The sequence below is a fragment of the Cupriavidus sp. 05T42 genome (assembly GCF_056396345.1).
Genome location: NZ_JBFTLH010000006.1, coordinates 65,390 through 82,915, shown reverse-complemented (window position 1 = coordinate 82,915; position 17,526 = coordinate 65,390). Strand labels below are relative to the sequence as shown.

Annotated in this window: 15 protein-coding genes and 5 tRNA genes; 9 read left to right on the top strand and 11 right to left on the bottom strand. The window is 64.5% G+C overall.

The window, feature by feature from the left end; genetic code table 11:
• Window positions 1-9: 9 nt before the first annotated feature.
• The 3 genes from AC1EJR_RS10045 to acs all read right to left on the bottom strand — a co-directional run bounded on the left by AC1EJR_RS10045 (window position 10) and on the right by acs (window position 4,275).
• A tRNA-Ser gene (locus AC1EJR_RS10045) sits at window positions 10-100 on the bottom strand.
• Between the two features lie 70 nt (window positions 101-170).
• Window positions 171-2,222, bottom strand: a complete 2,052-nt coding sequence (locus AC1EJR_RS10040) for a VC_2705 family sodium/solute symporter (RefSeq protein WP_477104899.1) — start codon at window positions 2,220-2,222, stop codon at window positions 171-173.
• 70 nt (window positions 2,223-2,292) lie between these two features.
• Window positions 2,293-4,275: an acetate--CoA ligase gene (acs, locus tag AC1EJR_RS10035; RefSeq protein ID WP_092289952.1), complete on the bottom strand. Its 1,983-nt coding sequence runs from the start codon at window positions 4,273-4,275 to the stop codon at window positions 2,293-2,295.
• A gap of 294 nt (window positions 4,276-4,569) precedes the next feature.
• Here acs and AC1EJR_RS10030 point away from each other — a divergent pair, with 294 nt between their 5' ends.
• The 3 genes from AC1EJR_RS10030 (at window position 4,570) to murI (ending at window position 7,649) form a co-directional block, all read left to right on the top strand.
• Window positions 4,570-5,094, top strand: coding sequence for a TIGR00645 family protein (locus AC1EJR_RS10030; RefSeq protein ID WP_092289953.1), 525 nt, complete (start codon window positions 4,570-4,572; stop codon window positions 5,092-5,094).
• 141 nt (window positions 5,095-5,235) lie between these two features.
• Complete coding sequence (locus tag AC1EJR_RS10025) at window positions 5,236-6,759, top strand: fumarate hydratase (RefSeq protein ID WP_092289955.1); 1,524 nt, start codon at window positions 5,236-5,238, stop codon at window positions 6,757-6,759.
• An 80-nt stretch (window positions 6,760-6,839) separates the two neighbouring features.
• Entirely contained in the window at window positions 6,840-7,649 is an 810-nt protein-coding gene (murI, locus tag AC1EJR_RS10020; protein WP_477147003.1) for a glutamate racemase, read from the top strand.
• A gap of 20 nt (window positions 7,650-7,669) precedes the next feature.
• Here the strand turns inward: murI and AC1EJR_RS10015 are convergent, their stop codons facing one another.
• Window positions 7,670-9,970: an AAA family ATPase gene (locus tag AC1EJR_RS10015; RefSeq protein ID WP_092289959.1), complete on the bottom strand. Its 2,301-nt coding sequence runs from the start codon at window positions 9,968-9,970 to the stop codon at window positions 7,670-7,672.
• 458 nt (window positions 9,971-10,428) lie between these two features.
• On the opposite strand from AC1EJR_RS10015, the gene AC1EJR_RS10010 reads away from it, so the two are divergent.
• The 4 genes from AC1EJR_RS10010 (at window position 10,429) to AC1EJR_RS09995 (ending at window position 12,862) form a co-directional block, all read left to right on the top strand.
• Entirely contained in the window at window positions 10,429-11,085 is a 657-nt protein-coding gene (locus AC1EJR_RS10010) for an energy transducer TonB (protein ID WP_441590526.1), read from the top strand.
• A gap of 49 nt (window positions 11,086-11,134) precedes the next feature.
• On the top strand, window positions 11,135-11,866 hold the full coding sequence (locus tag AC1EJR_RS10005) for a MotA/TolQ/ExbB proton channel family protein (protein ID WP_092289963.1): 732 nt from the start codon (window positions 11,135-11,137) through the stop codon (window positions 11,864-11,866).
• Window positions 11,867-11,896: 30 nt separating this feature from the next.
• Window positions 11,897-12,310: an ExbD/TolR family protein gene (locus tag AC1EJR_RS10000; protein WP_092289964.1), complete on the top strand. Its 414-nt coding sequence runs from the start codon at window positions 11,897-11,899 to the stop codon at window positions 12,308-12,310.
• 225 nt (window positions 12,311-12,535) lie between these two features.
• Entirely contained in the window at window positions 12,536-12,862 is a 327-nt protein-coding gene (locus AC1EJR_RS09995; protein WP_092289965.1) for a hemin uptake protein HemP, read from the top strand.
• Between the two features lie 201 nt (window positions 12,863-13,063).
• Here the strand turns inward: AC1EJR_RS09995 and AC1EJR_RS09990 are convergent, their stop codons facing one another.
• From AC1EJR_RS09990 to AC1EJR_RS09980, 3 genes are all read right to left on the bottom strand, one after another.
• Complete coding sequence (locus tag AC1EJR_RS09990; protein ID WP_092289966.1) at window positions 13,064-13,471, bottom strand: heme-binding protein; 408 nt, start codon at window positions 13,469-13,471, stop codon at window positions 13,064-13,066.
• A gap of 185 nt (window positions 13,472-13,656) precedes the next feature.
• Window positions 13,657-13,887, bottom strand: a complete 231-nt coding sequence (locus AC1EJR_RS09985; protein WP_477113294.1) for a hypothetical protein — start codon at window positions 13,885-13,887, stop codon at window positions 13,657-13,659.
• A 327-nt stretch (window positions 13,888-14,214) separates the two neighbouring features.
• Complete coding sequence (locus tag AC1EJR_RS09980; RefSeq protein WP_092289968.1) at window positions 14,215-14,544, bottom strand: hypothetical protein; 330 nt, start codon at window positions 14,542-14,544, stop codon at window positions 14,215-14,217.
• Between the two features lie 178 nt (window positions 14,545-14,722).
• On the opposite strand from AC1EJR_RS09980, the gene AC1EJR_RS09975 reads away from it, so the two are divergent.
• Window positions 14,723-14,809: transfer RNA gene (locus AC1EJR_RS09975), tRNA-Leu, on the top strand.
• A gap of 48 nt (window positions 14,810-14,857) precedes the next feature.
• Here AC1EJR_RS09975 and AC1EJR_RS09970 read toward each other — a convergent pair.
• Entirely contained in the window at window positions 14,858-15,943 is a 1,086-nt protein-coding gene (locus tag AC1EJR_RS09970; protein WP_092289976.1) for a YeiH family protein, read from the bottom strand.
• Between the two features lie 97 nt (window positions 15,944-16,040).
• Between AC1EJR_RS09970 and AC1EJR_RS09965 the strand changes: the two genes are divergently transcribed.
• A complete protein-coding gene (locus AC1EJR_RS09965) occupies window positions 16,041-16,958 on the top strand; it encodes a LysR family transcriptional regulator (protein WP_092289977.1) in 918 nt (305 codons plus the stop codon).
• Window positions 16,959-17,047: 89 nt separating this feature from the next.
• Here the strand turns inward: AC1EJR_RS09965 and AC1EJR_RS09960 are convergent.
• The 3 genes from AC1EJR_RS09960 to AC1EJR_RS09950 form a co-directional block, all read right to left on the bottom strand.
• Window positions 17,048-17,121 (bottom strand) — tRNA-Cys (locus AC1EJR_RS09960).
• Window positions 17,122-17,189: 68 nt separating this feature from the next.
• Window positions 17,190-17,265 (bottom strand) — tRNA-Gly (locus AC1EJR_RS09955).
• 62 nt (window positions 17,266-17,327) lie between these two features.
• Window positions 17,328-17,403, bottom strand: a tRNA-Gly gene (locus tag AC1EJR_RS09950).
• Window positions 17,404-17,526: the final 123 nt, after the last annotated feature.

The window sequence follows — 17,526 nt, the reverse complement described above, 5'->3', positions numbered from 1 at the left end:
TGGCTGTTCTGGCGGAGAGACGGGGATTCGAACCCCGGATAGGCTATTAACCTATACACGCTTTCCAGGCGTGCGACTTAAACCACTCATCCATCTCTCCGGGAAGTCGGCGATTATAGCAGAGCCGTTCGGGCTGTCCAGCCCCCTCGGGGATGTGGTTGTGACCTGCCCTACCCTTTTCGCAGGTAATTGACGAGCCGGTCGATGACCGGTGCGTTCCTCGGCGTGACCAGGCTCACGAGGATGGCCACGGCAAACCCGGCCGGCACGCCGAAGGCGCCGGAGGCGATCGGGTCCACGCCGAACCAGCGGTTGCCGAAGATTCCGGTCATCTTCGTGAAGAACGGGTAGTTGACGAAGATGTAGTACATCGCCACGCCCAGCCCGGTGGCCATGCCCGCCACCGCCCCGGCCGCCGTGGTTCGGCGCCAGAAGATGGCCAGGACCAGCACCGGGAAGAAGCTCGACGCCGCCAGCGAGAAGGCCGCCCCCACCAGGAACAGGATGTTGCCAGGCCGCAGCGAGGTCACGTAGGAGGCGAACAGCGCCACCGCCAGCAGCACGATCTTGGCGGTCGTCACGCGGCGCTGGTGGCTCGCCTGGCGGTCGATCATGTGGTAGTAGACGTCGTGCGACAGCGCGTTGGCAATCGTCAGTAACAACCCGTCCGCCGTGGACAGCGCCGCCGCCAGCGCGCCGGCCGCCACCAGCCCCGAGATCACGTACGGCAGCCCGGCGATCTCGGGCGCCGCCAGCACAATCATGTCCGGCTGGATCAGGATTTCCGCCCACTGGACGATGCCGTCGCCATTCACATCGCGGATGCCGAACACGGGCGGGTCGACCTTGCGCCATTGCACCACCCACTGCGGCAGCTCCGCGAACGGCGTGCCGACCAGGTGCTGGAAGAACTCGGCCTTGACCAGCGCCGCCAGCGTGGGTGCCGACACATAGAGTAGCGCGATGAAAAACACGGCCCAGGCCACCGAATTGCGCGTTTCCCGGACCGACGGCGTGGTGTACAGCCGCGTCAGGATGTGCGGCAGGCTGGCCGTGCCGAGCATCAGGCAGAACACCAGCAGGACGAAGTTGAGCCGCTTGGTCTTCCGCTCCGCCTCGGACGCCGCCGGGTAAGGCTCGGTCGATGGCGTGGCGGCATGGCTGCGCGCCAGCGCCTCCTCCCGCATCTGGCTCCACTGCTGCTGGGCGTCGGCGACATCCACGGGAAACGCCAGCCGCTCGCGCTCCACGCTCTTGATCTCGCGCAGCGGCGCGTTGCGCGTGCGCAGTTCCTGGAGCCGATCGTCCAGCACGCGCCGTTCTTCGTCGAATGACTGCGGCAGCCGCGCGATGCGCTCCTGCAGCATCACCGCCTGCTGGCGAAACAACTCCCGCACCTGCCGCTCCGCGGGATCGTGCTCCAGCCGCTTCTCGGCCTGTTCGATCTGGCCCAGCAGCGAGCCATAGCTGACCTGCGGCAGCGCCTCGCGATGATGCTTCCACGCAATCATCGACACGGTTAGCAAAAACGCCACAATCAGCATGATGTACTGCGCCACCTGGGTCCACGTGACCGCCCGCATGCCGCCCAGGAACGAGCAGACCAGGATGCCGGCAAGCCCGAAGAACACCCCCACGGCGAACTCCACGCCGATAAAGCGCGTGACGATCAGCCCCACGCCCTGGATCTGCGCCACCAGATAGACGAAGGAGCACAGCGAGGCCGCCAGCACCGCAATCGCCCGCACCGGCAGGTTGCCGCCGGGCTTGCCGTTGCCGTAGCGCGCCGCGAGGAAGTCCGGGATCGTATAGCCGCCATATTTGCGCAGATACGGCGCCAACAGGAACGCCACCAGGCAGTAGCCGCCGGTCCAGCCCATCACGTAGGCCAGCCCCTCGTAGCCGGAGGCGAACAGGATGCCGGCCAGGCCGATGAACGACGCCGCGCTCATCCAGTCCGCGGCGATGGCCATGCCGTTGAACAGCGCCGGCACCCGTCGCCCCGCCACGTAATACTCGTTGAGGTCCGAGGTGCGGCAGATCAGGCCGATGCAGGCGTAGATCGCAATTGTGACGAACAGGAAGACATAGCCGAGCCACAGCGCGTCGGCGTTGGAATGCTCGAGCAGCCCCATCATGCCGATGAAGCCGAACAGCCCGAGCGTGAACAGACCGTAGTAGAGCAACAGCCGGCGCCGGAAGCGCGACTGGGCATCAGCCATGGGCGAACTCAAGAAAATGCCGGCACGCGGCCGGCATCGGATGGGAGGAAACCCGCACGGGCGGGGGCGCTTATTGCGCTTGCTTCAGTTGATCGAGGATGGCCGGATTCTCGAGCGTGGACGTATCCTGCGTGATTTCCTCGTTCTTGGCCAGCGAGCGCAACAGCCGGCGCATGATCTTGCCCGAACGGGTCTTCGGCAGGTTATCGCCAAAGCGGATGTCCTTCGGCTTCGCAATCGGTCCAATTTCCTTGCCGACCCAGTTGCGCAGCTCCGTGGCGATCTTCACCGCCTCGTCGCCGGTCGGGCGCGTGCGCTTGAGCACGACGAAGGCGCAGATCGCCTCGCCGGTCATGTCATCCGGGCGACCGACCACGGCGGCCTCGGCCACCAGCGGGTTCGACACCAGCGCCGATTCGATCTCCATCGTGCCCATGCGGTGGCCCGACACGTTCAGCACGTCGTCGATCCGGCCCATGATCGTGAAGTAGCCAGTTTCCTTGTCGCGGATGGAGCCATCGCCAGCCAGATACAGCGTGCCGCCCAGTTCCTCGGGGAAATAGCTCTTCTTGAAGCGCTCCGGGTCGCCCCAGATCGTGCGGATCATCGACGGCCACGGACGCTTGACGACCAGGATGCCGCCACTGCCATTCGGCACGTCCTGCCCGGTTTCATCGACGATGGCCGCCATGATGCCCGGCAGCGGCAGCGTGCACGAGCCCGGCACCAGCGGCGTGGCGCCCGGCAGCGGCGTGATCATGTGGCCGCCGGTCTCGGTCTGCCAGAAGGTGTCGACCACCGGGCAACGCTCGCCGCCGATGTTCTTGTAGTACCACATCCACGCTTCCGGGTTGATCGGCTCGCCCACCGTGCCCAGCAGGCGCAGGCTGGAGAGATCGTACTGCTTCGGATGGATCTTCTCGTCGGCCTCGGCGGCCTTGATCAGCGAACGGATGGCCGTCGGCGCGGTGTAGAAGATGCTGACCTTGTGGCGCTGGATCATGTCCCAGAAGCGGCCGGCGTTCGGGAAGGTCGGCACGCCCTCGAACACCACCTGCGTGGCGCCGGCCGCCAGCGGGCCGTAGGCAATATAGGTGTGGCCGGTGACCCAACCGATGTCGGCGGTACACCAGAACAGGTCGTCCGGCTTGATGTCGAAGGTCCAGCGCATCGTCATCAGCGACCAGAGCAGGTAGCCGCCCGTGCTGTGCTGCACGCCCTTCGGCTTGCCCGTCGATCCGGAGGTGTAGAGCACGAACAACGGATGCTCGGCATCCACCGGCTCGGCGGCGCAGGCGTCGGGCTGGCCGGCKGAGACGTCTTCCATCCAGCGGTCGCGGCCTTCGGTCCAGGCCACCTTGCCGCCGGTGCGGCGATAGACCACTACGTGCTTGACGGCCTCGCAGCCGCCCAGCGCCAGGGCTTCGTCGGCGATGGCCTTGAGCGGCAGCGCCTTGCCGCCGCGCATCTGTTCGTCGGCGGTGATCAGCGCCACGGCGCCCACGTCAACCAGCCGCTCCTGCAGCGATTTGGCCGAAAATCCGCCGAACACCACCGAATGGGTGGCGCCGATGCGGGCGCAGGCCTGCATGGCGACCACGCCTTCCACGGACATCGGCATGTAGATGACCACGCGGTCGCCCTTCTTGACGCCGAGCGCCTTGAGACCATTCGCAAAACGGCTGACCTTGGCCAGCAGTTCCTTGTAGCTGACACGGCTCACGGTGCCGTCATCCGCCTCGAAGACGATGGCGATTTTCTCGCCAAGTCCCTGCTCGATATTGCGTTCCAGGCAGTTGTACGAGGCATTGAGCTGGCCGTCCTCGAACCACTTGTAGAACGGCGCGTTGCTTTCGTCGAGCACCTTGGTGAACGGCTTGTCCCAGTGCAGCAGCTCGCGGGCGTGGCGCGCCCAGAACCCCTCGTAGTCGCGCTCGGCTTCGTCGCACAGGGCCTGATAGGCCGCCATGCTGGGAATAGCCGCCGTCTTGGCGAACGACTCAGGGGGTGGGAAAACGCGATGCTCCTGCATCACCGATTCGATGGCCGACATGGCTTGTCTCCTGTTTGGCTTAGGACTGCTTGCTTTTGGCTGGAAGGTACGCCCGGCGGCTTACTTAAACCTGACGGAGTCGCCATGCGCGACGGCGCATGCAGTGCTGCGATGCAGCAAATCAGATCGGAGGGAGGCGGGGGCGCAACCTGGCCACAAGTGCAGCCGGCTCTACTAGGCTAGCACCGGCACGTGCCGCAGCGCAAACCTGTCATCTGGACGATGGGACGCACAAGGTACAATCAGACCCGCCTTTGATTGTCTGATGACATTTACTTCACGTTTGCGCACCCCATGTCATACACCCCGCTCCGCCCCATCCCCCGTATCATCTTCGCCTCCCGCTGGCTCCAGCTGCCGCTCTACCTCGGCTTGATCGTCGCGCAGGGCGTCTACGTCTATCACTTCCTGGTCGAAGTCTGGCACCTGCTGTCCCATGTCACCACGTTCGACGAGACCAAGATCATGCTGGTGGTGCTCGGCCTGATCGACGTGGTGATGATCTCCAACCTGCTGATCATGGTGATCGTGGGCGGCTACGAGACCTTTGTCTCGCGCCTGGGCATCGACAATCACCCCGACGAGCCCGAGTGGCTTGACCACGTCAATGCCGGCGTGCTGAAGGTGAAGCTGTCGATGGCGCTGATCGGCATTTCGTCGATCCACCTGCTGAAGACCTTCATCGACGCCGAACAACGCTCTCACCACACCATCATGTGGCAGGTGATCATCCACGTGGCCTTCCTGGCTTCGGCACTGGCCATGGCATGGGTGGACCGCATGGTGTCCCAACCGCACGTGCCGCAGCAGGCGCACTAACGCTCCCCCTCGCACCAGATGGCGTATTCGCCACTTTCGGTGCCGCTTTCCGGGTGTCGACGGCTGTATGCATTCCCGCAGCCGGCGCCGCCACGGTGTATCATCCCGGGCTGTGTTTCACCGCTGCCCTCCCCCACAAAAATGACCGTCATCAAGCAAGAAGACCTCATCCAGAGCGTCGCCGACTCGCTGCAGTACATCAGCTATTACCACCCGATGGACTACATCACCAGCCTGGGCCGTGCCTATGAGTTGGAGCAGAGTCCGGCCGCCAAGGACGCGATTGCGCAGATCCTGACCAACAGCCGCATGTGCGCCGAAGGCAAGCGTCCGCTGTGCCAGGACACCGGCATCGTCACGATCTTCGTCAAGGTGGGGATGGACGTGCGCTGGGATGGCGCCACGATGGGCCTGTCGGACATGATCAACGAAGGCGTGCGTCGCGGTTACACGCACCCGGACAACGTGCTGCGCGCGTCGATCGTGAGCCCGCCCGAAGGCGCCCGCAAGAACACCAAGGACAACACGCCGGCCGTGATCCACTACGAGGTGGTGCCGGGCAACACCGTGGACATCCAGGTCGCGGCCAAGGGCGGCGGCTCCGAGAACAAGTCGAAGTTCGTGATGCTGAACCCGTCCGATTCCATCGTCGACTGGGTCCTGAAGACCGTGCCGACCATGGGCGCCGGCTGGTGCCCGCCCGGCATGCTGGGCATCGGCATCGGCGGCACGGCCGAGAAGGCCATGCTGATGGCCAAGGAATCGCTGATGGAGTCCATCGATATCCAGGACATCATCGCCCGCGGCCCGCAGGACTGGGTCGAGGAAATGCGCGTGGAACTGTACGAAAAGGTCAACGCGCTCGGCATTGGCGCGCAGGGCCTGGGCGGCCTGGCCACCGTGCTCGACGTCAAGATCATGGCTACCCCGACCCACGCGGCTTCCAAGCCCGTGGCGATGATCCCGAACTGCGCGGCCACGCGCCACGTGCACTTCACGCTGGACGGCAGCGGCCCGGCCAAGCTGGAAGCCCCGGACCTGTCGGCCTGGCCGCAGGTGGAATGGGCGCCGAACACCGAGACGTCGAAGAGTGTGGACCTGAACACGCTGACGCCCGAGGAAGTCGCTTCGTGGAAGCCCGGCCAGACGCTACTGCTGAACGGCAAGATGCTGACCGGCCGCGACGCCGCGCACAAGCGCATCGCCGACATGCTGGCCAAGGGCGAATCGCTGCCGATCGACTTCACCAACCGCGTGATCTACTACGTCGGCCCGGTCGATCCGGTGCGTGACGAGGTGGTCGGCCCGGCCGGCCCCACCACGGCGACCCGCATGGACAAGTTCACCGAGACCATGCTGGCCCAGACCGGCCTGATCGCGATGATCGGCAAGGCCGAGCGCGGCCCGGTGGCGATCGAATCGATCCAGAAGCACAAGTCGGCCTACCTGATGGCCGTGGGTGGCGCGGCCTACCTGGTGTCGAAGGCGATTCGCGGCGCCAAGGTGCTGGCCTTCGAAGATCTCGGCATGGAAGCCATCTACGAGTTCGACGTCAAGGACATGCCCGTGACGGTGGCCGTGGACAGCTCGGGTACGTCGGTGCACAAGACCGGCCCCGCCGAGTGGCAAGCCAAGATCGGCAAGATTCCGGTCGCTGCGGCATAACCGGCCAGGGCCCTGCGGCCCTGCCGGCGTTCCCCTTCCATATATAGATATGGAAGGGGAACGCCACTCTCCTCCCTTCCGTGAATCCCTCTCCCATCGGCGTTTTCGATTCCGGCCTCGGCGGCCTCTCGGTGCTGCGCGAAATCCGCGCGCTGCTGCCGCATGAGTCCCTGCTCTACGTGGCCGACTCGCGCTACGCGCCGTATGGCGAAAAACCCGAACGCTTCGTCGAGGCGCGCACGCTGCAAGTCTGCGAATGGCTGGTGGCACAGGGCTGCAAGGCGCTCGTCATTGCCTGCAATACGGCCACGATGCATGCCGTTCAAACCCTGCGCGAGACATTGCCGCTGCCGATCATCGGCGTCGAACCCGGCCTGAAGCCGGCCGCGGCGGCCAGCCGCAGCAAGGTGGTGGGCGTGCTCGCCACGGCCAACACGCTGCGCAGCGCCAAGTTCAATCGATTGCTGACGTCGCTGGAAGGCGAAAGCCGTTATCTGTGCGCGGCCGGTCTCGACCTCGTCGCCCGTATCGAACAGGGCGATGTCTCTGGCCCTGCGGTGCGCGCGCGGCTCGAAGGCCTGCTGACCCCGATGCTGGACGCCGGCGCCGACACGCTCGTACTCGGCTGCACCCACTATCCGTTTCTCTMCGACACCATCCGCGCGATGGTCGGCAATCGTCTCGCCCTAGTGGACACCGGCAGTGCCATCGCCCGGCAACTTGCGCGCAAGCTCGTTGAACACGACCTCGCCGCCGCACCCGATGCGGTGCCGCAAGACCGCTATGCGTCCACACGCGACGCCGCGCACCTGCGTGCGATGGCGGCGACGCTGCTGAACGTGGATACCCTCGCAGAAACCGTAGTCATCGAGCCAGCGCCGCCGCTCTGATCCCGGCGACGCCTTGCCGGCTATTGGATGAACCCCAGCGGCTTGTGATGCCGCACCTCGGGCTTGATCGCGTGTTCCTGTCGTAATTGCGCCAGAAACTCGTCCGGGGTCAGCGCTTCGCCGAGCACCACCGACTGCCGCTTGACCGTGGCGAAGTCGCCCGGCGTCAGGCAATCCATCGAATCGAGTTCGCGCTGGATCGTCTCGGTCATGCGCGCGGGATCGCCTTCGAGCGCCTCATCCACGAACATCGTCACGCGTTGCTGCGGCTTGAGCGACAGGAAGCGGATCTTGAACGAGAACCGCCGCAGCGCCGCTTCGTCAATCCGGTCGAACAGATTGGTCGTACAGAGGAAGATGCCATTGAAGCGCTCCATGCCCTGGAGCATTTCGTTGACTTCCGACACCTCGTAGTTGCGCACCGCCTGCTGCCGGCTCTGCATGAAACTGTCGGCCTCGTCGAGCAACAGCACCGCACCGTCCTCTTCTGCACGCGCGAACATCGCCGCGATCTGCTGCTCCGTCTCACCGACGTACTTGCTCATCAGGTCAGAAGCGCGGCGGATCATCAGCGGCAGGTCCAGTTCCGCCGCGATGTGCTCGGCCAGCGCCGTCTTGCCAGTGCCCGGCGGCCCATAGAAACACAGCGTGCCGCGCTGGCGCGCGCCGAGCGCCTGGACGATCTTTTCCACCGCGTAGCGCGATTCGATATTGAGGTTGTCGAGCCGGTAGCGCGTMACCACGGGCCGCGCCTCGGCCTCGGGGCGCAGCCCCATCGCGCGGTCGGCGTGTTCGAGCTGGCGCAGGATCAGCGCCTCCACGGGTTCATCGACGTCGCTGCGCGCCAGTTCCACGAACCGCGCCGCCGATTGCACCTGCGCCGGCGTCAGCGTCTTGCGCGCGGCCAGCGTGGCGATGAACGCGTCGCTGACATCGAGTCCGCCCAGATGCTTGCGGATGATGTTCTCGCGCACCAGAGGTGGCGGAATCTTTAATTCCAGATGGAACTGGAAGCGCCGCAGGTACGCGGGATCGATCTGACGGATCGAATTCGAGATCCAGATCACCGGCACCGGATTCTGCTCCAGCGTCTGGTTGACCCACGCCTTGCCGTTGACCGAGCCGCGCGTGTCCTCCTGCCCGAACAGGCTCATCAGCTCGCGCGCACTGCCTGGGAATACGTCTTCCACCTCATCGAACAACAAGGCCGTACGCGGCCGGCCGCGCAGGAAGGCCTGCGACACCTGCAGGGAGCGATAGCGGTCCTTGCCGGAGAGCGAGTTGCCGTCGCGGTCGAAGCAATCCACCTCGTAGAGTTCGCAGTCCGCCTCGCGCGCCAGCAGCCGCGCGAACTCGGTCTTGCCGGTGCCCGGCGGGCCGTAGATCAGCACGTTCACCCCTGCGGCGTTCTGGCGCGTGGCGTTGCCCAGCAGCGCGGACAGGTAGCGCGCGTCGGTCTCCACATGCGGATAGTCGCTCGTGCCCAGCGTCGGCGGCGCAGCGGGCCGCGTGAACACGGCCATCATCTCCGCGTCGCTGGCGTAGTTGCCGAGCAGCACGTGCAGCAGACGATCGGACAGGCGCATCAGGTCGCCGAGGTCCGTGACGCTGTTCTCGGGCAGCGGCTGCTCGATCAGGTTCAGCGTCTCGAGCCGCGAGCCGGGACGTAGTGAAACAGCGATATCGGCGGGGCTGGCGCCGGTCAGGCCGGCCAGGATCTGGAACGCCTCCTGACTGTGCGCGACCTTGCAATCGACCATCACCGCGCGCAGATCGCGCTTGTACTTGGCCAGCGCGGCATACAGCAGCAGCTTGCGTTCATGCTCGGGCAGGTTCAGCACATGGCTGAGCATGTCGATGTTGCGCACCAGCAGCACCCGCTCGCCGTGGAGGCGCGAGGCAATCGCGGCAGCCGACGCATCGAACACGGCGAACATGTCCTTGGCATGGTGCTTCACGTACTCATCGAGATAGTAAAACAGCGCACTTTCGTCGAAGGCGCTATTCCATTGGCCATGCCGCTCGAGGAACTCTTCTGGGGTCAGCCGCGAGGCGCCCTTCCACGCGGGCATGTCCGCGCAGCGCGCGGACAGGAAGCGCTGGACGCGCAGCACCACGCCATAGGGCCAGACCATTTCCTGGGCGCTGACCGTCAGCACGTCGTTGATATTGCTGCGCAGATTGAAGCGCGGCCCCAGCGCGCAGACCACGCGCAGCGCGAACTGGGCGCACATCCAGTCAAGGGCCGAGGTCCCCGCCACGCCGGGCGCGGCACGCAGGAGCGTCGAGCGGTCGTCTTCAGCAAAACGGGTGAAGTCCATGGCCATTCCCTTCGCTTGGGCTGGCGGGCGTCCGGACCGCGGGGGCGCCACCAGTACCAGGCTGCCGATGTTTGTCACGCTGTTATCACGCTGCTTTCTTCCATCCTAGCGCGGTTTGCCGCCGATGGGGCATTGCAGACACCCACCGACGCGCGGGCGCCCACGCACCCACCTCACGCAATCGGATATCGTAATTCGACGATTGCATTGCACAATGCGCAACAAATAAGAATCATTATCGTTTATACTGTGCCGCTACGCTGCCCAAGAGTGGCGCTCCCCAGCAACCCCGTTTCACGGTTTTCTCCGGTTCACGTGGCTGTACATCAGGAGCGTTATCATGGAATTGCTATTGAGCCTGCTGGTCGGATGTGGCATCTCGCTGATCCTGTTCTATCGCAAGTGAGCGAGTACAGACGCGCGCCGCCTGCCCATTTCGAATACCTGTCGTATCTCTCATGTTCGATCAACGTTTCCTCAAGATCACTGTTGCTGTCCTGTTGTTCCACGTCGGGCTGCTTTACCTGATCCAGAGCGGCCTGGCGCGCAAACTGACCGAAGCGGTCATCGCGCCCGAGATCATCGCCCGTATCATCCCGATGGAGCCGCCCAAGCAGCCTCCGGCGCCGGAGCCGCCCAAGCCGCAACCGCAGACGCCCCCGAAGCAGGTGAAGGTGGTAACACCGCGCCCGACGCCGCCGAAGCCGCAGCCGACCCCGGAACCCGTGGCCTCGCTGCCGCCCTCGCCGACGGCCATCGAAGCCCCGCCGCCCCCCCCTGCCCCGCCGGCGCCTGCCGAACCGCCTTCGCCGCCCGTATCGGCCAATGCCGCGCCGCGCGCTGTCGGCATCGGCGAGATCGCCTGTTCGCCGCCGCAAGTGGCCTATCCGTCGCAATCGCGCCGAATGGGTGAAACCGGCAAGGCTGTTGTTCGTCTGACGACCGATGAGTCTGGCCGCGTGGTCAAGACCGCGGTGGTCACGTCGAGCGGCTCGAGCCGACTGGACCAGGCTGCAGTGGATGCCGTGCAGCGCATGCGTTGCAAGCCCTATTTGGACAATGGCCGCGCCGTGGCCGTGACCGCCCAGCAGCCGATCAACTTCGAGCTGAACTGATTTCCCGGAATTTTCCGATCTTTCCCAAACACTGACACCAGGAACCACCATGCAGGACCTCGGACTCTCCCACCTCTGGTCGCAAGGCGACTTCGTCATGCGAGCGACCGCCATCATTCTGCTCATCATGTCGCTGTTGTCGTGGATCGTGATTCTCACCAAGGCGTGGGATCTGGTTCGCCTCAAGAAGATGGCAAATGGCGCGGAAAAGCGCTTCTGGCACTCGGATGACTTCGACCACGCGCTGGAAACACTCGGCGCGAGCGATGCCAATCCGTTCCGCACGCTGGCCATGACCGGCAAGGAAGCGGCGCAGCACCACCGCGCCAGCCAGCCGCAACTGCACGACCAGCTCGACATCTCCGACTGGCTGACCCGCTCGCTGAAGAGCTCGATCGACGAGGCGGTGTCGCGCATGCAGTCGGGCCTGGCGGTGCTGGCCTCGGTGGGCTCCACCGCGCCGTTCGTCGGCCTGTTCGGCACGGTGTGGGGCATCTACCACGCGCTGATCGGCATTGGCGCCTCGGGCGTGCCGACCATCGACAAGGTGGCCGGCCCCGTGGGCGAAGCCCTGATCATGACCGCCTTCGGCCTGGCCGTGGCGATCCCGGCGGTGCTCGGCTACAACGCACTGAGCCGTGGCAACAAGGGCGTCATCAACAAGCTGAACCGCTTTGCGCACGACCTGCACGCCTACTTCGTGACCGGCGCCCGCGTGCGCCCGGGCTCCTCCGCCCGCACGGCCGACGACGGCTCGGTGCGGCTGGCTGTCAAGAACTAAGCGCGACACTCGCGCCAGAAGGAACGCATCATGGCATTCGGCACGCTCGACGGTGACGATGACGAGGTGATGAGCGAGATCAACATGACGCCGCTGGTCGACGTCATGCTGGTGCTGCTGATCATCTTCATCATCACGATTCCCGTCATCAACCACGCGGTGAAGATTGATCTGCCGCGCGCGACGAACCAACCGAACGACACCAAGCCGCAGAACATCAACGTCTCGGTCGACGCGCAGGGCAAGGTGTTCTGGAACCAGCAGGAAGTTGACGAGGCTGCGCTGGAACAACGCATCGCGGAAGCCGCGCAACAGGAGCCGCAACCCGAGTTGCACCTGCGCGCGGACCGCGAGGTCCGCTACGAGCGCGTGGCTGAAGTCATGGCCGCCGCGCAGCACGGCGGGCTCGGCAAGATCGGCTTCATCACGGAACCGAAGCACTGATCTCCCCCGCCTCGAACATGAAGGGCACCCCTCACCGGGTGCCCTTTTTGTTGGCGCCCGGCAGCGAGCCAGGTTGCGATTTCCTGTCGATCCGTGACGGCCTTGGCACAGGTGTAACGGTTAGTGAAGATCACTTGTAATGATAACAATTCTCATTTATGATCTTCTTCATCGTAACCAACACGCATCGCTTCCCCTACGTGAAGCGCTTCCACGGAGAAGACCATGAGCACAATCAGCCTGCCGATGTCGCAACCGCGTGAAGTCACGCGCCGCCGCCTGTCCCTGCGCCGCGTCGAGGTTGCCTCGCAGGCGCGCCGCGAACCGTCGACGGCATCGTCGGCTATCGAGACCGTGAAGTCGGCGGTAGCCGGCCTGCCCGCCCGCCTGGAAGCGCTGATGCGCGCCGATGCACCGGCCGAAGGCAACACCGCGCAAGCCGTGCCGCTGGACGCCATCATGCGCGGCGCCACGACGCTGCCGATCCTGCATAACGGCGACGTGTACACGCTGCGCGTGACGCGCTACGGCAAGCTGATCCTGACCAAATAATCGACAGTCTTTTGTGGGGACCACCCCTTCGCGGGGTGTTGGGCAGTAGCCAGACGATCGGAACACGCTGACAGGGAAGATTTCCAAACCCCTTGCCTGTCAGGCCGATGCCAGCCATGCCGCCTTTTTATACCGCCCCGCAGGCGTTGCGCCTGCGGGGCTTTTGCATTGGCGGGTTCGCAATGCGATCCCGCCGTGCAATCAGACGCCGAGCGCAGCGATACCAGCGCGTGCGATCTGCGCGTCTTCGGTAGACTTCACGCCGGACACGCCTACGGCGCCCACGACCTGGCTGTTCACGACGATGGGCACGCCACCTTCGAGCATGCCCTGCAGGTGCGGAGCGGTCATGAACGAGTAGCGGCCGTTGTTGATCATGTCTTCGTAGATCTTCGACTCACGACGGCCCATCGCAGCCGTGCGGGCCTTTTCCGTGGCGATGTAGGCCGAGATCGGGGCCACGCCGTCCAGGCGCAGCGAGCCGAGCGGGTGGCCACCGTCGTCGACGACCACAATCGTGACAGCCCAGTTGTTGGCCTTGGCTTCGACCTCGGCAGCCGCCAGCAACTTCTTCACGTCATCGGCCGTCAGTACGGTTTTTTGCTGCATACCTCTCTCCAGTCTGTTCATCAGTGTGAGGCCGCAGTATATCGCGCCGTCCGGGGCAACAATGGTGACATGACCGGTACAAGGACTTTTGACTTGACGGTTATCCCGCAGCCCTTGTCGAGCGGCCGCCAAAAGATAAAGCCCGCAGGCGGCGGGCTTTTCTGGATCCGGTTGAGACGAGCCGGTCAGGCGCCGTCGCTGAAGAAACTACGGGGATCGGTCACGCGTGCGCCGTCGGTGTAGACATCGCGCTTGTCGTTGGCGCGGGCACCATCGGTGTAGGCATCGCGTTGATCGGTCACGCGCTGGCCACCGCTGTAGACGTCGAACTTGGCCGGTGCGGCAAAGGCCGATACCGACAGCACGGAAAGCGCGCCGAGGGCGGCGACGGCAGCGATGCGTTGCTTGATCTTCATGAGAATCCCCTTATTGATGTTAGTCGCGGGCGTCGCGCCATCAGGCGGATGCTTGTGGGAGCGGCGTCACCCAAGGAGTTTAGGGGGAAACCCTGAGGCCGAAGTCCAGCCGCATTGAGCGGACGCATCAAATTCTTTGAGCAATAAAAATCTTCGGGAACTCCCCGGCGCAATCTTCCACCATCGAATGTCAGAAAACGCCGGCGAGCCGCCAAGAGAGCGTCACGCAGAAATAGAAAAAGCCCCACGAAGGGGCTTTTTCCGACGATGGCCTTTCAACGACCTTACTGAACGATTACACCACTGCGTCCGGTCGCGATTCGCGTCTTAGTCGCGCCAGCGGCCATGGCCCCGACCGTGGCCGTGACCATGGTAATGGTCGCCGCGATATCCCGGCGGGCCGTAGTAGTAGCGCGGACCCGGGTAATAGCGGGGACCGTAGTAGACCGGCGCCGGACGCACCACGACAGGCGGCGGGCCATAATAAACCGGAGCCGGCGGCGCGTAGTACACCGGCGGCGGCGGCGCATAGTAGGCGGGACCACCCACCACCACACCCGGAACGCCAATTGCCACGTCCACGTTCACGCGTGCCATTGCAGCGCCAGACGCCAGCGCGGCGGCTACACCGAATGCTGCGAACAACCAACGTTTCATGATCGTGCCTCTTTGAGTTAGGTCAAGCTGATAACTCGTATTGTAGGGGTTCGCGATTTTCGAGGTGAAACGGCGGGTTCTACATTGTTACCGGCGGTAACAGCAACGTCACATGGCGAAGTGGCGCGTGTTGGCTTGCGTCCTGCGGACGAAGCCACCACAATACCGGGCTTGCCGTGCGGCCGTGGAGAAATTGGTAGACTCAGCAGACTTAAAATCTGCCGCTCTTACGGGCTTACGGGTTCGAGTCCCGTCGGCCGCACCAGCGCGCTCCATATCGCTACCCATCGCGCTACACCGCGCAGCGCAGCGCTCAGACGAGCCACGCGCACAGCAGCGCGCCGACCACCATCAGGAAGACAAACAGCACCGCGGCGAGCGCCAGCGGCTTGCGTCCTGCACGTAGCAGATCACCGATTCGGGTATGGAGTCCGATGGCCAGCATCGCGCAGGCCAGCAGCCAGTTGTCCAGGGCGACCAGGCCAGGCTTCCACTCGCCCGGCACCATGCCGGCAGAGTTCACCGCCATCACCGCGACGAAACCGAGCGCGAACCACGGCACGGACTTCAGCAGCGCGCGCCAGTTGCGACGGCCGTTGCCGCCCGCGTCGCCACCGCTTGCACGCGGCCACAGCGCCATGATCAACAGCAACGGACCCAGCGCCAGCACGCGGACCATCTTGGCCACCACGGCGGCGTCAGCGGTGGCATCGCTCACCATCTTGCCGGAGGCGATCACCTGCGCCACCTCATGCAGCGTGGCACCCGTAAAAATGCCAAACGCGCGTTCCGTCACGGGGAGATGCCAGTGTTGCGTCGCCAGCTCGTAGAGCCACGGATAGAGCAGCATGCCGACCGTGCCGAACAGCACCACGGTGGCCACGGCCACCGCCGTCTGCTTGTCATCGGTACGCACCACGGACGAGACCGCGATGGCCGCCGCCGCGCCGCATACCGCGCTGCCCGCGCTCACCAGGATGGCCTCGCGCCGGCTCAGGCCGAAAAACGCCGATCCCACCCACGTACCGAAGAGCAGCGTGGCCACCAGCATCACGAGCGGCACCACGACGCCGCCCAGGCCCAATGCCGCGATCGCCCCGAACGTGAGGCGCAGGCCATACAGCGCCACGCCAAGCCGCAGCAGATGATGGCGCGCGAACTGCATCCCCGGTGCCAGGGGCGTCAGCCAGTGCTTCGGCATCGTATTGGCCGCGACCATGCCGGCGCACATCGCCAGCGTCAACGCGGACAGCCCGTATTGGGACACGGCGGGATGATCGGCCAGCACCAGCGCCAAGCCCGCAATGGCACCMAGCGGCAGCAAAGTGACGAGACGGATACGCCACAGGTTGAAACCGGTGGGGGCGAGCGTGAGCGGGGTGGCAGGGGTCGTGGACATAGCAGTTCTTCTAGGGATTGCCTGAAGGGTACGCATGCCGCCTTGACCAGTAAAACGGGTAATATCGTTATGACTTACCGTTATTATCGATAAAGCCATGGAGCAACGCCCGCTTCGCCTTACCTTGCGCCAGTTGCAGGTCTTCGTGGCCGTGGCCCAGCACGGCAGCACCACGGCCGCGGCCGAGTCGCTCGCGATGTCCCAGTCGGCCGTCAGCGCGTCGCTGGCCGAACTGGAACGTGCGCTGAACGGCCCCTTGTTCGACCGCGTAGCGCGCCGCCTGAGCATCAACGAAACCGGGCGCCAATTCTTTCCGCGCGCGCTGTCCCTGCTCGACCAGGCGCACGAACTCGAGCGATTTGCCTCGGAAGGCGGCGTGCAGCTGCGCATCGCGGCCAGTAACACCATCGGCAGCTACATCCTCCCTGCCCTGCTGGCGGGGTTCCGCAATGCGCAGACCGGGCCGTGCGAACTGGACATGCGCATCGGCAATACGCAGGACGTGCTGCACGCCCTCCTCAAGTTCGAGGCCGATATCGGCCTGATCGAAGGGACCAGCCATGAGCGGGACTTACGCAGCATGCACTGGTGCGATGACGAGATGGTGGTGATCGTGGGGCCGGCGCATCCGCTGGCGATGGTGGCCGAGCAGCCCGAGTTGCTGCACGACATGCTGCGCGAGGCCGACTGGATCGTGCGCGAGCCGGGCTCCGGCACGCGCGAGATCATCGAATCGCGCCTCGTGCCCGCCCTGGGCGCGCTGCGCTTTGCGCTGGAGCTAGGCAACACCGAAGCCATCAAGCGCGCCGTCATGAGCGGATTTGGCGTCAGTTGCCTGTCACTGCATGTCGTCGGCGATGAAATCGCGCGCGGTGAGTTAGTACCGCTGCGCGCCGGCCTGCCGCGCGTGATCCGGCCGCTGCAACTGGTCGTGCATCAGGACAAATTCCCGACTCAGGGGCTGCTCGCCTTTACCGAATACCTGCGCGGCGCGGCACCCGTGCTGTGTGCCTGAGCTGCGATACCGGCGTTAGAACAACTGAACGGCTAGAACGCAAAACGGCGCCACAATGGGCGCCGTAGGCTTGAAACGTCGGTAAAACTTGGAGGCGGAGGTCGGAATCGAACCGGCGTACACGGCTTTGCAGGCCGCTGCATAACCACTCTGCCACCCCGCCAGGTGACGATGCAGGATTGTACGACAATCCTGTCAAACAAAAAGGGAAGCCACGCTTCCCTTTGGGATTGGAGCGGGAGACGAGTCTCGAACTCGCGACCTCAACCTTGGCAAGGTTGCGCTCTACCAACTGAGCTACTCCCGCGTACAAACTTTCTACTACTTCACTACCAGCCCGACGATAACGCTGTCGAACTTTACTAAACCTGGAGCGGGAGACGAGTCTCGAACTCGCGACCTCAACCTTGGCAAGGTTGCGCTCTACCAACTGAGCTACTCCCGCAGGGCCCTGCATCTTACAGAAAAGCAGACTATCGCGCAACTTCTTTTAAACACGCAGCTTTGTGCTGGTATTTCGCGCTAAGTACCGCTTATCTTGCTGCTTTCGTCTTTCGTCGTCAGCAGC

Excerpts from the sequence above, each read along its gene's own strand:
- AC1EJR_RS09985 (WP_477113294.1), bottom strand. The coding sequence starts at position 13,887 with ATGAAGATCAAGCAACGCATCGCTGCCGTCGCCGCCCTCGGCGCGCTT.
- AC1EJR_RS10030 (WP_092289953.1), top strand. The coding sequence starts at position 4,570 with ATGTCATACACCCCGCTCCGCCCCATCCCCCGTATCATCTTCGCCTCC.
- AC1EJR_RS09990 (WP_092289966.1), bottom strand. The coding sequence starts at position 13,471 with ATGCAGCAAAAAACCGTACTGACGGCCGATGACGTGAAGAAGTTGCTG.
- AC1EJR_RS09980 (WP_092289968.1), bottom strand. The coding sequence starts at position 14,544 with ATGAAACGTTGGTTGTTCGCAGCATTCGGTGTAGCCGCCGCGCTGGCG.
- AC1EJR_RS10000 (WP_092289964.1), top strand. The coding sequence starts at position 11,897 with ATGGCATTCGGCACGCTCGACGGTGACGATGACGAGGTGATGAGCGAG.
- AC1EJR_RS09995 (WP_092289965.1), top strand. The coding sequence starts at position 12,536 with ATGAGCACAATCAGCCTGCCGATGTCGCAACCGCGTGAAGTCACGCGC.
- AC1EJR_RS10040 (WP_477104899.1), bottom strand. The coding sequence starts at position 2,222 with ATGGCTGATGCCCAGTCGCGCTTCCGGCGCCGGCTGTTGCTCTACTAC.
- AC1EJR_RS10010 (WP_441590526.1), top strand. The coding sequence starts at position 10,429 with ATGTTCGATCAACGTTTCCTCAAGATCACTGTTGCTGTCCTGTTGTTC.
- AC1EJR_RS10005 (WP_092289963.1), top strand. The coding sequence starts at position 11,135 with ATGCAGGACCTCGGACTCTCCCACCTCTGGTCGCAAGGCGACTTCGTC.
- AC1EJR_RS09965 (WP_092289977.1), top strand. The coding sequence starts at position 16,041 with ATGGAGCAACGCCCGCTTCGCCTTACCTTGCGCCAGTTGCAGGTCTTC.
- AC1EJR_RS10025 (WP_092289955.1), top strand. The coding sequence starts at position 5,236 with ATGACCGTCATCAAGCAAGAAGACCTCATCCAGAGCGTCGCCGACTCG.